The sequence below is a fragment of the Streptomyces sp. NPDC127595 genome (genome assembly GCF_042671685.1).
GTDB lineage: Bacteria > Actinomycetota > Actinomycetes > Streptomycetales > Streptomycetaceae > Streptomyces.
Window position 1 is genome coordinate 173,242 of record NZ_JBHXWK010000005.1, and the last position, 14,262, is coordinate 187,503.

Genomic DNA, 14,262 nt, shown 5'->3' on the forward strand with positions numbered 1-14,262 from the left:
GCCCTAAGTCTGCCGGCCTAGCTCTGCTGACAGCGCGGGCACCAGAAGAGGTTGCGGGCGGCGAGATCGGCGGTGCGGATCTCGCCGCCACAGATGTGGCAGGGCAGATGAGCCCTGCGGTACACGTACACCTCGCCGCCGTGGTCGTCCACGCGGGGCGGGCGGGCCATGGCCTCGGGAGTGTGTTCCGGGCGGACCGTGTCGATGCGGTTGTTGCGGACGCCCTCGCGCATGAGGTCCACGAGGTCGGCCCAGATCGCGTCCCACTCGGCGCACGTGATGTCCTTGCCCGGCCGGTACGGGTCGATGCCGTGCCGGAAAAGGACTTCGGCGCGGTAGACGTTGCCGACGCCCGCGATGATTTTCTGGTCCATGAGGAGTGCGGCGATCGTCGTACGGCTGCGGGCGATTCGGTGGTACGCCGTCGACGGGTCGGCGTCGGGGCGGAGGGGGTCCGGGCCGAGGCGGTCGTGTATCGCCTGCTTCTCGTCGTCCGTGATCAGGGCGCAGGTGGTGGGGCCGCGGAGGTCGACGTACGCGGTGGGGTTGGCGAGGCGGAGGCGGACGGTGTCCGTGGGCGGGGGTGCGGGGGCGTCGCCGAAGGTGACCTTGCCGAAGAGGCCGAGGTGGATGTGGATCCAGTCCTCGGACCTGAAGCGCAGGAAGAGGTGTTTGCCGTGGGCGTCGGCGTTCTCGAACCCGGTGCCGTCCAGGAGGGCTGCGGCGTCTGCGAACTTGCCCTGTGGGCTGGTGACTTGGGTGGTTCCGCCGGCGAACCTGGCCTCGTAGTCCTCGGCCAGGCGGTGGATCGTGTGCCCTTCGGGCACGGGGGCCTCCTGCGTGTGCGCTCTGGCGGGGGGATGGGTTTTCGCCCCCTCCGCCCTTGCCCGTCCCTTGCTTCCTGGGGGCTGCCGCCCCCAGACCCCTGCTGTCGCGCTGAACGCGCTCGTCCTCAAACGCCGGACGGGCTGAAAGATCTATCCCGGCCGGAGCTGAAGAGTGCCGACCCTATGGGTGGGTGGGGGATCGGGATGGCACCGCCTCGTCCTCGTACGCCGGACGGGCTGAAAACCCCTGCCCGGCGCCGAAAGATCAGGCCTGCGGGTGGTGGGGCGGGATCGGGGGGAGGTCGCCTGTTGTTTCGTAGGTCGTGAGCATGTTGATGCGGCGGACGTGGCGTTCTTCGCCGGAGAAGGGGGTGGTGAGGAAGGTCTCGACGAACTTTGTCGCCTCTTCCTGGGAGTGCATGCGGGCGCCGACGGCCACGACGTTGGCGTTGTTGTGCTCGCGGCCCAGGGCGGCGGTCTCCTCGCTCCAGGCGAGGGCGGCACGCACGCCGGCGACCTTGTTCGCGGCGATCTGCTCGCCGTTGCCGGAGCCGCCGATCACGATGCCGAGGGAGCCGGGGTCCGCCGCCGTCCGCGTCGCGGCGCGGAGGCAGAAAGGCGGGTAGTCGTCCTGGGCGTCGTAGATGAGGGGCCCGCAGTCGACGGGCTCGTGGCCGGCGGCCTTGAGCCACTCGACGAGGTGGGTCTTCAGTTCGAGACCGGCATGATCGGAGCCGAGATACACGCGCATGGTCCGAGTGTGACACGGCGGTTTCGGATCGGCCTCGCCGGGTGTCGTCGATGAAAACTGTGAGCTGCACCATAGAACCTCAAGGAAACCTCAAGTAACGATCTGGATTCAAAGGTTCAAGAATTCCTTTGCCTCCGATTCACTGGACCGGCTCGTACGCCCCACTTGCACCGCTCGTACGGGCGATCTGCTCACCCGGCGAAAAGGAATCCCCCTCATATGACCTCGCAGCCGACCCCCACGAAGGCCGCAAGCGGCCCCGGAGACCCCGGCCCAACGGGAGAACCCGGTGGTGGCCTTCAGGCCGGGCTCAAGAACCGTCATCTCTCGATGATCGCCATCGGCGGTGTCATCGGAGCCGGGCTCTTCGTGGGCTCCAGCTCCGGTATCGCCACCGCCGGACCCGGCATCCTCCTCTCGTACGCCTTGGTGGGGACGCTCGTCGTCCTTGTCATGCGGATGCTCGGTGAGATGTCCGCCGCGAACCCGACGTCCGGCTCCTTCTCGGCGCACGCCGACCGCGCGCTCGGGCGCTGGGCCGGGTTCTCGATCGGCTGGCTGTACTGGTTCTTCTGGGTGGTCGTGCTGGCCGTCGAGGCCACCGCCGGGGCCAAGATCCTCGAAGGATGGATTCCCGCCGTTCCCCAGTGGGGGTGGGCGCTCATCGTGATGATCGTCCTCACCGCGACGAACCTCGTGTCCGTGGGGTCGTACGGAGAGTTCGAGTTCTGGTTCGCCGGGATCAAGGTCGTGGCGATCAGCGCGTTCGTCGTGGTCGGCGGGCTCGCCGTCTTCGGCCTGCTGCCGGGTGTCGACGCCGAGAAGGCCGGACTCGCGAACCTCACCGACCACGGCGGCTTCCTGCCCAACGGACCCGGCGCGATCCTCACCGGTGTGCTGCTGGTCGTCTTCTCCTTCATGGGCAGTGAGATCGCGACTCTCGCCGCCGGTGAGTCCGAGGACCCGCAGCGCGCCGTCACCAAGTCCACCAACAGCATCATCTGGCGCGTCGGCGTCTTCTACCTCGGCTCGATCTTCGTGGTCGTGGCCCTGCTGCCGTGGAACGACCCGTCGATCAAGGAGCAGGGCTCCTACGTCGCCGCCCTCGACTCCCTCGGCATCGCGCACGCCGGTCAGATCATGAACTTCATCGTGCTGACCTCCGTACTCTCCTGCCTCAACTCCGGGCTCTACACGGCCTCCCGGATGGCGTTCTCGCTCGGGCAGCGGAGGGACGCGCCGAAGGCGTTCGCCAGGACCACCTCCCGCGGTGTGCCGCTGGCCGCGATCATCGTCTCCGTCACCTTCGGCTTCGTGGCCGTCTTCTTCAACTACAAGTTCCCGGACTCGGTCTTCCTCTTCCTGGTCAACTCCTCCGGTGCGGTCGCCCTGTTCGTGTGGCTCGTCATCTGCTTCTCGCAGCTTCGGATGCGGAAGATCATCCAGCGCGAGTCGCCGGAGAAGCTGGTCGTGAAGATGTGGCTGTACCCGTATCTGACCTGGGCGACGGCCGCGCTGATCGTCTTCGTGCTCGGATACATGCTGACCGACACGGAACACGACGGCCGGGAGACGGTCCTGCTGTCCCTGCTCGTCGCGGCAGTGGTGCTCGTGATCGCCGTGATCCGGCAGAAGCGGGGAGCCGGTGCGCCGGCCGTGCACCGCGTCGCCGACGAGCCGCATGACGACGCTCCGGTGAAGGTCGGCTGAGCCGGCCGGCTCTCCCGAGGACAGTTGGGAGGGGCCCGCGGCGTTCGTCCTCGCCGCGGGCCCCTCCCTGCCGTCTGCCTCGGCGGTTCTGCGCTCTATTAGGGCGCTCTATCAGGGTTGCTCAATCTATTAGGGTTACTCAATGTTCGAAGGACGTTTGGTAAGGCTCCGTGCGCTGCGCTCCGACGACGCGGAGCATCATCTCCGGTGGCGCAACGACCCGGAAGTGGTCCGCTGGGCCGCAGCCGGCGATCCAGGTTTCGGCCCGGTCACAGCAGAGGCGATCGGGCTCGGCTTCGACACCATGCTGCGCCTGCCCCCGAGGGAGTCGGCCGTGTTCACGGTCGAGGATCTGGCAAGCGGCAGGGTGATAGGCATGGCCGACTACCGGGACCTGGACCCGCACGCCGCAGTGGCCACACTCGGAGTCACCATCGGCGAGCGGGAGTTCTGGGGTTGCGGCCATGGCAGCGACGCGTTGCGGCTGCTCGTGAGCCACCTGTTCGGCGCGTACTGCCTGAACCGGCTGGAGCTGGACACGTGGAGCGGCAACGAACGCGCCGTGCGCGCCTTCACCAGGCTGGGCTTCCGTGAGGAAGGCCGCCGCCGGTCGGCGGTACTGATGGAGGGAGAGCGCTATGACCGTGTGCTCTTCGGGATGCTTCGCGAGGAGTGGGTGCACCCCGCGTGACGCCGCAGAAGCTCTTCCAGGGCCGGCGGCACCCCCGCGCGCTCACCTCCTGTCCTACGCTCACTGATCCCTTGGAACTGATTCCTTGGAACCGATCATCTAGAGCACGGTGAAGTCCTTCTTGACCTGTTCGTAGATCTCGAGCGCCTGGTCCTCGACGTCCGGCTGGTACCAGATGTTGACCTGGTACGACTTCCCGTCGGCGTCGAAGCCGAGCAACTGGGCGTGCCAGGGCGTCCCTTGGAGCGTGAAGAGGTACTCCCAGACGATCGCGGGCCTGCCCCTGAAGGTCGTCTCCTCCAGGCGGATCTTCTGATAGCCCTGCCCCTGGCGGGCGTTCTGCTCCGAGGTCTGCCATGTCTCCATGAGGTCGCCCTTGGCGAGGGAGGACTTGGCCACGAGCTCCTGTTTGCCGTCGGGCGACGTGTAGTGCACCTCGGAGCCCGTCTTCAGGTCCCGCCGCCAGCCCTTGGGCGTCACCCACGCGTACCCGCCGGCCTCGCGGTGCGCGCCCGGGGGCAGGCTGGGCGGACGCGAGGTGCCCTCGACGGTGGGCGAGGCGCTCCCCACCGAATCGCTCGGCGCCGCTGACGTCGGGGGGCTCGCCTTGTTGTCATCGGGCGGTCCGCCGGTCGCCGCGATGACCAGCCAGACGGCCACCCCCGCCACGGCCACGGCGCTCGCGGTGACCAGCCCCAAGCGGCGCCGGCTCGGGCGCGGGCCCGCAGGCACGGCGGGGCCGGGGAGTTCGCCGGGGGGCATCGACGTGGGAGCGGACGCCGACGGCATCTGGGCCTCCGTCACCGCCTCCGCCGTTGGAGACGGAGAGGGAGAGGGGGTGAGGGAGGGGAAGGGGGAGGGGGTTGTGGAGCCGAGCTCCGCGCGTAGCTCGGAGGGGACTTCGGTGGAGGCGTTCACTGCGCCGGGGGCGCTGAAGGTCTTCCCTGTGTTGAGTGGCTCGGGCGTGGCTTCCTCGACTGCGGGCGGCGGCTGCCGGCGCTTCCTGAAGTCGAGCGAGCTCGTCCGCGTCGGGGCGTGGTGCGCCGGTATCGCGTCCTCTATGGGGTCGGGGTCAGGCTCCATTCGGGGTGGGGGCTCGGACCGGCGTTCCGGCTCGTACGCGGGCTCCGGCTCGTACGCGGGCTCCGGCTCGTACGCGGGCTCCGGCTCGTACGCGGGCTCCGGCTCGTACGCGGGCTCCGGCTGCCGTACCTCGCTCATCAACTCCGCGTCCAGGAGCACGGGTGTGGGCGCCTCGGCGTGGACCGGCGGAACGGGGGGCGCGGTCCCCGGCGCTTCGTGCGGCGGCTTTGGGTCGGGGCCGTGATCGGGACCGGGGCCGTGGCCGGGGTCGCGGTCGCGGTCGCGGTCAGCGTCGGGGCCGTGGTCGGGTCCTGATCCCTCCGTGTCCGGATCGGGAGCGGCTCCTCCGGCCTCGCCCGCCTCGCCCGCTCCCCCCGCAGCGACTGCCTCTCCCGGCGCCTCCGCGCCCAGGAACACCAACCGTCGGAGTTCCGCCTCGAGTTCCTCCAGGCCGGGTCGGGTGGACGGCTCCTTCTCCAGGAGTTCCGCCAGGATGTCCCGCAACTCGCCCGCGGACGCGGGGAGTTCGGGTTCCTCGTACAGGACGGCGTGCAGGGTGGCCAGGGTGGTGGCTCGGGAGAAGGGCGACCGGCCGCCGAGTGCCGCGCAGAGGGTCGCGCCCAGGGACCACACGTCGGAGGGCGGGCCCTGCGGGCGGCCCGAGACGCGTTCGGGCGCCATGTAGTCGGGGGAACCGACCAGCATCCCGGCCATGGTCAGCGCCTTCGCGTCCTGGATCGCGGCGATGCCGAAGTCGGTCAGGACGACTCGCCGACCGCTCCGCTCGACCAGGACGTTGCCCGGTTTGATGTCGCGGTGCAGCACTCCCCCTGCGTGCACCTGGCGCAGTGCCACGACCAGTTCGAGCCCGATACGGGCCGCCTCGCGCGCGCTGAGCGGCCCGTCCTCCACCACGATCTGCTCCAGCGAGCGGCCGGCGACCAGTTCCATGACGATCCAGAGGCGCTCGCCCTCATCCACGACGTCGTAGATGCGTACGACATTGGGGTGGTCGATCCGGGCCGTGGCCCTGGCCTCACGCAAAGTGCGTTCCCGGCGGGTGCGGGTGTCCTCCGGGTCCAGTCCGTCTATCCGCATTTCCTTGACGGCGACCTGCCGGTCGAGCATGTCGTCGGCGGCTCGCCACACCCGCCCCATTCCCCCCTGTCCAATGCTTTCGACCAACCGATAACGCCCCGTCACCAATAACCCCGGAACACCGCCCTGCACATTCCCCGACAATCCCCGCACCCCCTCAACACCCGTCACAATCGCCCGTAACACCAGAACCACTCAGAAACACAATGGTCACACTTCATGCCGTACCAGCATAGTGCGGAGAAATCTTGTGGTACCTCTTCAAGTACTGCGAATTCAGGCGCAGCCAAGGGGGACGAACATGAGTTCTCGTCGGACGACGATCATCGCTGGATCACTGCTCACGGCATCTTTCTCGGCCGTGATGATCCTTTCCTACACCGCCGTGGCGGACGACCAGGGACCGGGGAGCAGTAAAGGGGGAAAGGCGGTTGACGAGGCACCGGCGGGTGTAAAGCTGACCACCCAGCTGCCGGAGAGCATTTCCGTGGACAACAGTTCACAGAATACGGCGATCACCGCCACTGTGAAGAACGAAGGGACCGAGGAAAGCGGCGACATCAGGCTTTTGGTCGTCGGTTTCGACGGCCTGACGGTCAAAGGCGTGAAGGACTGTTCCGCGATTGCGGAAGGGGATCTTCCCGAGGGATCGAACAGTGGTTTCAGTTGCGCCGTAGGCAGGCTCGCGGCGGGCAAGTCGAAGTCGTACGACGTCGACGCCACTTTCGATCTGAGCAAGACCGGAAAGATCTGTCTGCCGGTGCAGACGAGCGACGGGGCGAAGACGTTCTGGCAGCAGGGCCCGGTGCCGTTCGGTACGACGAACCCGTCGCCGAACGCCCCGGCCACCCCGCTGCTGCTCGGCACCGACAACACACCCGTGGCACCCGGCGGTGACGAGCTGCCCAGGACCGGCGGCGGGAGCGACGTCCTGCCGCTCGGCGCGGCGGGCGCGGCGCTGGTCTCGGCGGGGGCGGCCGGCCTGTGGTGGGTTCACCGGCGGCCGCAGCAGCGCTGAATCGGGAATCGGGAGGCGAAAGGTGAAGGGGCTGGGAGCCTCGTGCGGCTCCCAGCCCCTTCACCCTGCTTCACCGGCCTTCACCGGCCTTCACCGGCTTCAAGACCTTCACCGGCCTTCAGGCGTTCACCGGCTTCACCGGCCGGACGTCAGCGGTTGATGAACTTCCAGGCCGTGGGCAGCACGCCCATCGCCAGCGCCGCCTTGAGGGCGTCGCCGAGCAGGAACGGGGTGAGGCCCACCGCGACGGCCGCGCTGAGCGACATGTCGGCGGCGGAGGCCAGATACGGGACGCCGATCGCGTAGATGATCGCCTCGCCCAGCAGCATCGTGCCCGCCATGCGCAGGACGGAGCGGTCGGCGCCGCGGCGGGCGAGTGCGCCCACGACGGTGGCGGCGAGCAGCATGCCGAGGATGTAGCCGAAGGAGACGGTGGCGCCTGAGCCGCCGCCGGCGAACCACGGGACGCCGGCCAGGCCGAGCAGCGCGTACGTGGCGAGGGAGAAGAGACCCCGGCTGGTGCCGAGGGCGGTGCCCACGAGGAGTGCCGCGAAGGTCTGGCCCGTCACCGGGACCGGAGAGCCCGGCACGGGGAGGGCGATCTGGGCGGCGAGGCCGGTGAGGGCGGCTCCGCCGAGGACCAGGGCGGTGTCCCTGACGCGGGAAGCGGGGAGCAGGTCGGCGAGGACCTCGCCGGGGCGTATGCCCGGGCGGGTGGTGGCGGCAGCGGTGCTCATGGGGACTCCGGCGGGGTGACGGCAGGTTCGGGACACGGTGACGCTATCCCAGGGGTGCGTGGGCGATCACCGTCAGCCGTCGACAAAGGGGGGAGCGGGGGGTTGGTCGGCTTCTCACAAAGAGGGTGGGGTACACCTGCGAGGGCGTGATGCTGGTCACTGAGGTGGGATCGGTCTGGGCACGGGGGTGAGGCCTGCCGGAACTGTGGGGTCCCGCCAAAAGTTCTTTCGCCCCCTCCGCCCCTGCCCGTCCCGTACCTGGGGGCTGCCGCCCCCAGACCCCCGCATCGGCCTGGACGGCCTCGTCCTCAAACGCCGGACGGGCTGAAACGGACCGGAGTGGCGAAGAAACCCGGCCCTAGCAGGATCCACCGGGCAGGCCCTACCCTTCACCCCATGGTTGCCCAGGCTGAGAACTTCGCGTCGCGTCGCTATGTCGACCTGCGCCGCCAGGGCACGGCCACCTGTCGCCGCACGGTGTAGGCGGGACGGAGCGGATCCGGCTCGCCGAGACGAAGACGGCGCAGTGTCGGACCGGCCCCGAGGAAGTTCTCCATGCTCTCCATGCCCCGTACCGCGGCACCACCCCGAACACCCCCTCCCCACACTCCCCATCGAGCCGCCGACAGCGCGCGCCGCAGGACCAGCGCCAGTGTCATCCTGCGGTCGGTCCTGGAGCACGGGCCGGTCGCGCGGAGCACCGTCGCCCGGCTGACCGGGCTGTCCCCGGCGTCGGTGACCGACTACTGCGCCGAGTTCGCGGGGCTCGGCCTGATCCAGGAGGCGCCCACGCCCCGGCAGTCGAAGGGCGTGGGACGCCCGCACGTACCGGTCGACCTGGACGACGCCCGGTTCGTGGTCGGCGGAGTGCACGTGGCGGTGCCGTACACGACGGTCGCGCTGCTCGATCTGCGCGGCCGGGTGGTGGCGGAGCGGGAGTTGAGCCACAGCGGTGACACCGAGCCGGGCCGGGTACTGGCGAACGCCGCCGACGGGCTCGGCGCGCTGCTGGCCGACGTTCCCGGCCGTACGCCGCTGGGCGTGGGCGTGGCGACCGGGGGCTGGGTGGACCGGGACTCCGGGACCATCGTCGAGCACCCCATGCTGGGCTGGCGCGAGGTCGCCGTACGGGATGCGATCGGCGCGCGCACCGGGCTGCCCGTCCATGTGGACGGCCACGCGCGCGCGTTGGTCAACGGGGAGCGGCTGTTCGGGCGGGCGCGCGGCAGCCGGAGCGTGCTGCATCTGTTCGTCGGCAACGTGGTGGACGCGGCCTTCGCCACCCATGACGAGGTGCACTACGGCCCCCGCTCCCAGGCCGGGGCGATCGCCCATCTGCCGCTCGCGGGCGGCACCGAGCGGTGCGGCTGCGGCCGGACCGGCTGCCTCCAGGCCGAGTTGAGCGAGCGGACACTGTGCCGGCGGGCCCGCGAGGCAGGGGTCATCGCCGGCGTGAACCCGATGCACGTCGTGGCCGCGGCGGCGGAGGGTGACCGGACCGCCGTACGGCTGCTGCTGGACCGCGCCCGGATGATCGGGCGGGCCGCGGGGCTGCTGCTCGACGTGCTCAATCCGGAGACCGTCGTCGTCACCGAGGTCGGTGTCATGTACCGGGAGGACTGCCTGCGGGCGCTGCGCGAGGCGGTCGGGCGCGACCGGGCGGCAGACGTCGTGCCGACCAGCTTCCCGGAATCCGTACTGGCCGTGGCGGGTGGTTCGGTGGCTCTCGACGTGTTCTACCGGGATCCGCTGGGAGCGTCACCCGAGCCGATACCGGGGCCGCCGCCGTCGGAGCCGACACCGGGACGATCGCCGAGGCCGACTCCAGGTCGGTCACCGGAGCCGACGCCAGGGCCGTCGCCAGGCCGATCACCGGAGCCGACGCCAGGCCGATCAGCGGGGCCGACGCCACGTCGGTCGCCGGAGCCCATGCCAGGCCGGTCGCCGGAGCCGCTGCCGGGACAGTCGTCGGGGCGGATACCAAGGCCGTCTTCGGGGCCTCACCGGGGCCGATTTAATTCAGAAACTCCGAATATTGACAGGCCTGACGGGCGACAAGGAGCATCCTCCTCATGAGCAGCTCGCGAGTGCAGGTTCCGCTCACCAAGTGCCGTGTCATCGACCTCATGCGGGTCGCACGCGCGCATTGTTGCTGACGCGTTGACGCACTGACGTCCACTCGCACATCCGGCTTCCCTTCTGCCGCGCCTCCGGCGTGTACCTCCTCGCCCCCGGCGTGCGCCCTCATGCGCTCATTCACCTTTTCCAGGCTCTGCCCTGTCCGGTAATTCCGCGCGTCCTCCTGCCACTTGAATCCCCGGAGTACTCCCATGTCACCACTGTCCTCCTCCGCGTCCGGTATCGACCGGCGGCTGTTCCTGTCCTCCCTGCTCGGCGCCGCCGCTGTCGCCGGCCTCAGCGGCTGCGCGGGCAGCAGTTCCGCCAGCACCTCCTCCAAGGGATCCACGTCCGCCCCGCTGGCCGCCAAGGTGCCGTCCGGTACGAGCCTCAAAATCGCCTCGTACCAGGGCAGGCAGCAGATCCAGTTCAAGCTGGCGGGCCTCGACGACCTGCCCTTCACCGTGGCCGACTGGCCGAACATCGGCGCAGGTCCCGATGTCATCAACGCCTTCCGCGCCAAGTCCCTGGACCTCGCCAACAACGCGGGCATCCCGCCGATCCAGGCGCACTACCAGGGTTTCGACGCGAAGATCGTCGCGATCAACGTCACCCGCAAGCCCAACTACGCCTTCGCCACCAAACCCGGCAGCGACATCAAGGACATCCAGGGCTTCAAGGGCAAGAAGCTGGCGTTCTCACAGGGTCAGGCACAGGGCGTCGTGCTCCTGCGCGCTCTCAAGGAGGCGGGGCTGTCGTACGACGACGCGGAGCTGGTGCCGCTGACCAGCAACCAGTTCCTCACCGCGCTCCAGTCCGGCCAGGTGGACATAGCCCCGCTCGGCAACGAGCAGGTGCCCGCCTACCTCAAGCAGTACGAGTCCAAGGGCGCGCACATCATCGCCACCGACGTGGTGGACCTCCTCAACCTCCTGTGGGCGCCCACCTCCGTGCTCGCCGACCCCGCCAAGGCCTCCGCGATCGCCGCGTACATCCCGCGCTGGGCGCAGGGCACCGTGTGGGCGTACGAGCACCCCGACGAGTGGAACGAGGAGTTCTTCGTCAAGACGCAGAACCTCACCCTCGAACAGGCTCAGTCGATCACTGAACTCGTCAACAAGCCGCTGTACCCGCCGAGTTGGGACGAGGCGGTGAAGTGGGAGCAGGAGACCGCGGATCTGCTGGCCGAGGGCGGTTTCGTGAAGGCGTTCAAGGTCGACTCACTCTTCGACCGGCGCTTCGAGGGCATCGCGGCGAAGTCCGTACCCGCCGAGTACCGGAGTTGACCGCCATGACCACCACCACGACCAGCACAGTGACCACCACGGCCCCCGCTCCTGTGGAGGTCACACGGAAGCCCGCTCGAACCCGGCGCCGCGGACTCGCCCCCGGCAAGCGGCTGCCCGCCTCCCGCATCATCGGCCCCGCCCTGTTCTTCGCCCTGTGGGCCGTCGCCTCGGCCGCCGGGCAGCTTGACCCGGGCGCGATACCGGCGCCCTGGACGGTCCTCAGCACCGCCGGTCACCTGTGGACGGACGGCACACTCCCCACGGATGTGCTCACGTCCCTGGAACGCGCCGGGTACGGGTTCGCGCTCGGCCTGACCGCCGGGGTGGTCCTGGCGCTCGCGTCCGGGCTCAGCCGGGTCGGCGAGGCACTGATCGACGGGACGGTGCAGCTCAACCGGGCCATCCCGACACTCGGTCTGATCCCGCTGTTCATCCTCTGGCTGGGCATCGGCGAGACCTTCAAGATCGCGATCATCGCCATCGTCGTCTACATCCCGATCTATCTGAACCTGCACTCGGCCCTGTCCGGCATCGACCACCGCTATGTCGAACTCGCCGAGGTCCAGGGGCTGTCCAGGGTCGCCTTCATCCGGCAGATCGTCATCCCCGGCGCGCTGCCCGGCTTCTTCGTCGGGCTGCGGCTCGGGGTGACCGGGTCCTGGCTGTCCCTGGTCGTCCTGGAGCAGATCAACGCCACCAACGGCCTCGGTTACATGATGTTCCAGGCCCAGAACTACGGCCAGAGCGACGTGATCCTCGTCGGTCTGCTGATCTACGGGGTCTTCGGTCTGGTCTCCGACAGCGCGGTCCGTCTCATCGAACGGAGGGTGCTGTCATGGCGACGCACGCTGAGCAACTGACACCTACACAAAAGCAGCCCACCGTCCAACTCCGGGGCCTGACACGCTCCTTCGAGGGCCGCAAGGTCCTCGACGACGTCGACCTCGACCTTCCGGCGGGCCAGTTCACGGCCCTGCTCGGGCACAGCGGCTCCGGCAAGAGCACCCTGCTGCGGGCCATCGCCGGCCTCGACCACACCGTCGTCGGCAGTGGCCAACTGTCCGCCCCTGAACGGGTGTCGGTCGTCTTCCAGGACTCCCGGCTGCTCCCCTGGCGCCGGGTCCTGGACAACGTACTGCTCGGCGCGGACGGCAAGGAGGCCGCCGAACGCGGTCGCGCCGCGCTCTCCGAGGTGGGCCTCGCGGGTCGCGAACGGGCCTGGCCCAACGAGCTGTCCGGCGGCGAGGCCCAGCGCGCCGCCCTGGCCCGCTCGCTGGTCCGCGAGCCCGAACTCCTCCTAGCCGACGAGCCGTTCGGCGCCCTGGACGCGCTCACCCGGATCAAGATGCACGTCCTGCTGCGCGAGCTGTGGGAGCGCCACCGGCCCTCCGTGCTGCTCGTCACGCACGACGTGGACGAGGCGATCGTGCTCGCCGACCGGGTGCTCGTGCTCGACCAGGGGCGCATCGGCCTTGACCTGACCGTCGACATCCCGCACCCCCGCTCGTATCGCGACCCGCTGCTCGGTGAGTACCGCGAGCGGCTGCTCGCCGCCCTGGGCGTCACGGAGGACCACAAGTGACCACATCACCGACCGATTCGCGTCAGCTGCACCTCAACGCCTTCCTGATGAACACCGGGCACCACGAGGCGTCCTGGCGGCTGCCCGAGAGCGATCCGTACGCGAGCGTCGACCTCGCGCACTACGTCAACCTCGCCCGAATCGCCGAACGCGGCACCTTCGACTCGCTCTTCCTCGCCGACGGCCCGGTGCTGTTCAACAGCGTCGGCCAGCGCCCGTCCGGCACCCTCGAACCCATCACCCTGCTCACCGCGATCGCCACGGCCACCCAGCACATCGGCCTGATCGCCACCGCCTCGACCTCCTACAACTCCCCCTACAACCTGGCCCGCAGATTCGCCTCCCTGGACCATCTCAGCGGCGGCCGGGCCGGCTGGAACATCGTCACCACCGCCGGCGCCGAGGCCGCCCGCAACTTCGGCCTCGACGACGAGCCCGCCCACGCCACCCGCTACGAGCGCGCCGCCGAGTTCCTCGACGTGGCGCTCAAGCTCTGGGACAGCTGGGAGGACGACCTGGTCGTCGGCGACAAGGCGACGGGCGTCTGGGGCGACGAGCGCAAGCTCCATCCGCCGCGCCACAAGGGGACGTACTTCAGTGTCGAGGGCGCCCTCAACGTCCCCCGCACACCCCAGGGTTACCCGCTCCTCGTACAGGCCGGGTCCTCCGACGACGGCAAGCGCTTCGCGGCCCGGTACGCGGAGGCGGTCTTCACCGCGCAGCAGACCCTCAAGGACGCGCAGGACTTCTACGCCGACCTCAAGTCCCGTACGGGCGCGGCGGGCCGGGACCCGGACCACATCAAGATCCTGCCCGGCATCGTCCCGGTCATCGGCTCGACCGAGGCCGAGGCGCGCGCACACGAGCGGGTCCTCGAGGACCACATCGTGTACGAGCACGGTCTGTACCGCCTGGAACACCTGCTGCATCTGGAGCCGGGCACGCTCGACCTCGACGCCCAACTGCCCGCCGACCTGCCGCCGGAGAGTGCCATCGAGGGCGCCAAGAGCCGCTACACACTCGTGGTCGAACTCGCCCGGCGCGAGCGGCTCACCGTCCGCGAGCTGATCGGCCGGCTCGGCGGGGGCCGCGGGCACCTGACGTTCACCGGTACGCCCGCGCAGGTCGCAGACGCGATCGAGGACTGGTTCCGGCTCGGCGCCGCGGACGGCTTCAACATCATGCCCGCCGTACTGCCTTCCGGCCTCGAACTCTTCGTCGACCAGGTCGTGCCGATCCTGCGCACCCGCGGTCTGCTCCGCACGGAGTACGGGCCGCGGCAGACCCTGCGGGAGCGGTACGGGCTTCCGCGGCCGGCCAATCAGTACGCAAGCCCGGTACTCGCCGCCCACTGAGAC

11 protein-coding genes and 1 pseudogene are annotated in these 14,262 nt (G+C 69.5%); 8 read left to right on the forward strand and 4 right to left on the reverse strand.

Annotated features, from left to right (window positions below; genetic code table 11):
• Positions 1–17: 17 nt before the first annotated feature.
• A complete protein-coding gene (locus tag ACFVKT_RS17785) occupies positions 18–827 on the reverse strand; it encodes an Fpg/Nei family DNA glycosylase (protein WP_385732404.1) in 810 nt (269 codons plus the stop codon).
• Between the two features lie 265 nt (positions 828–1,092).
• Complete coding sequence (locus tag ACFVKT_RS17790; RefSeq protein ID WP_385732406.1) at positions 1,093–1,578, reverse strand: ribose-5-phosphate isomerase; 486 nt, start codon at positions 1,576–1,578, stop codon at positions 1,093–1,095.
• Positions 1,579–1,797: 219 nt separating this feature from the next.
• On the opposite strand from ACFVKT_RS17790, the gene ACFVKT_RS17795 reads away from it, so the two are divergent.
• Both ACFVKT_RS17795 and ACFVKT_RS17800 read left to right on the forward strand, forming a co-directional pair.
• Complete coding sequence (locus ACFVKT_RS17795) at positions 1,798–3,288, forward strand: amino acid permease (RefSeq protein ID WP_385732408.1); 1,491 nt, start codon at positions 1,798–1,800, stop codon at positions 3,286–3,288.
• Positions 3,289–3,430: 142 nt separating this feature from the next.
• Complete coding sequence (locus ACFVKT_RS17800; protein ID WP_385732410.1) at positions 3,431–3,979, forward strand: GNAT family N-acetyltransferase; 549 nt, start codon at positions 3,431–3,433, stop codon at positions 3,977–3,979.
• 99 nt (positions 3,980–4,078) lie between these two features.
• Here ACFVKT_RS17800 and ACFVKT_RS17805 read toward each other — a convergent pair whose 3' ends face one another.
• On the reverse strand, positions 4,079–6,220 hold the full coding sequence (locus tag ACFVKT_RS17805) for a protein kinase (protein WP_385732412.1): 2,142 nt from the start codon (positions 6,218–6,220) through the stop codon (positions 4,079–4,081).
• A gap of 241 nt (positions 6,221–6,461) precedes the next feature.
• Between ACFVKT_RS17805 and ACFVKT_RS17810 the strand changes: the two genes are divergently transcribed.
• The gene (locus ACFVKT_RS17810) at positions 6,462–7,178 is read left to right on the forward strand and encodes a hypothetical protein (RefSeq protein ID WP_385733158.1); all 717 of its coding nucleotides are present in this window, start codon (positions 6,462–6,464) and stop codon (positions 7,176–7,178) included.
• Positions 7,179–7,327: 149 nt separating this feature from the next.
• Here the strand turns inward: ACFVKT_RS17810 and ACFVKT_RS17815 are convergent, their stop codons facing one another.
• Positions 7,328–7,915 (reverse strand): biotin transporter BioY, encoded by a 588-nt coding sequence (locus ACFVKT_RS17815; protein ID WP_385732415.1) that lies wholly within the window; start codon positions 7,913–7,915, stop codon positions 7,328–7,330.
• Between the two features lie 564 nt (positions 7,916–8,479).
• Between ACFVKT_RS17815 and ACFVKT_RS17820 the strand changes: the two are divergent.
• From ACFVKT_RS17820 to ACFVKT_RS17840, 5 genes and pseudogenes are all read left to right on the forward strand, one after another.
• Positions 8,480–9,688 (forward strand): annotated as a pseudogene (locus ACFVKT_RS17820) (ROK family protein); the annotation flags it as partial.
• Positions 9,689–10,245: 557 nt separating this feature from the next.
• Positions 10,246–11,319, forward strand: coding sequence for an ABC transporter substrate-binding protein (locus ACFVKT_RS17825; RefSeq protein WP_385732418.1), 1,074 nt, complete (start codon positions 10,246–10,248; stop codon positions 11,317–11,319).
• 5 nt (positions 11,320–11,324) lie between these two features.
• Positions 11,325–12,182 (forward strand): ABC transporter permease, encoded by an 858-nt coding sequence (locus ACFVKT_RS17830; RefSeq protein WP_385732420.1) that lies wholly within the window; start codon positions 11,325–11,327, stop codon positions 12,180–12,182.
• A complete protein-coding gene (locus tag ACFVKT_RS17835; protein WP_385732423.1) occupies positions 12,158–12,904 on the forward strand; it encodes an ABC transporter ATP-binding protein in 747 nt (248 codons plus the stop codon). The genes ACFVKT_RS17830 and ACFVKT_RS17835 overlap by 25 nt, the downstream gene beginning before the upstream one ends.
• On the forward strand, positions 12,901–14,259 hold the full coding sequence (locus ACFVKT_RS17840) for an LLM class flavin-dependent oxidoreductase (RefSeq protein ID WP_385732425.1): 1,359 nt from the start codon (positions 12,901–12,903) through the stop codon (positions 14,257–14,259). Before ACFVKT_RS17835 ends, ACFVKT_RS17840 begins: the two co-directional genes overlap by 4 nt.
• Positions 14,260–14,262: the final 3 nt, after the last annotated feature.